The following is an 824-nucleotide window of genomic DNA, read 5'->3' on the forward strand; positions in this document are numbered from 1 at the left end:
TTATAAGAGTATAAGAGACAGGTGGGGGTAGGGAGGGCCGGAACGCGCCGTTCCGGGCGCGTCGAGGCTTTGTGGAGGGGTACCGCATGACCGGAAAGCGCGGCATCGGGGTCGCGTCGAGCTCACTGGCACTGATCGCGACCTGCCTGGGGTGGGCTCCACCCGCCGGGGCCGACGGCCACGGGCGGCACGCCCACGGGCAGCCGGTCGCATGTCAGGGCCAGGAGAACACCTCGTACCGGCCGGGCCTGACGCTGACGCCCCGGCGGGTCGGCATCCGGGCTCATGCGTCGTACACCTGCTCGGACCGCCCGGGGCGCACCGTCGCGGCCGCCGGTGACATCGCCGCCGTGTCACCGGACAGCACATGCCTCGCGCTCGATACGCCCAGGGGGCACGAGGTCGTGCGCTACGGGGACGGCTCCGTCTCGGAGATCGACTACTCCACCGGCCACGCCGGGCGGGTCCTGGGCTTCAACGCGGTGCGGCTCTCGGGCGTCGTGGTCAAGGGGCGTGACAAGGGCGCGATGGCGGAGCGGATCATCGAGCTGGCGCCGACGGGGCTGCCGGTGGGCTGTCTGACACCGGAGGGGGTCCGGCAGGCGGGTGGCGTGGTGCAGCTGCGCATCGTGCCCTGACCCGGGAGGGGGCGGCGGGCGGTCGTCGTTCAGTGGCCGCCGCCCGTCACCTTGAAGCCGCGCGGGACCATGAACACGGTCAGCAGGGTGACCGCGACGACGATGCCCGCCGAGACGTACGCGGTGGTGGTGAGCGCCTGGTCGAAGGCGTCCCGCGCGGCCGCCAGCACCCGCCGTCCCGTGTCC

1 protein-coding gene is annotated in these 824 nt (G+C 72.8%); it reads left to right on the forward strand.

Annotated features, from left to right (window positions below; translation table 11 throughout):
• Positions 1–86 precede the first annotated feature (86 nt).
• Positions 87–638 (forward strand): hypothetical protein, encoded by a 552-nt coding sequence (locus K6I33_RS35380; RefSeq protein WP_229358880.1) that lies wholly within the window; start codon positions 87–89, stop codon positions 636–638.
• Positions 639–824: the final 186 nt, after the last annotated feature.

This window comes from Streptomyces sp. UNOB3_S3 (assembly GCF_020740895.1).
In the GTDB taxonomy this organism is placed as follows: domain Bacteria; phylum Actinomycetota; class Actinomycetes; order Streptomycetales; family Streptomycetaceae; genus Streptomyces.

Coding starts and splice junctions, on each gene's coding strand:
- K6I33_RS35380 (WP_229358880.1), top strand. CDS start 87: ATGACCGGAAAGCGCGGCATCGGGGTCGCGTCGAGCTCACTGGCACTG.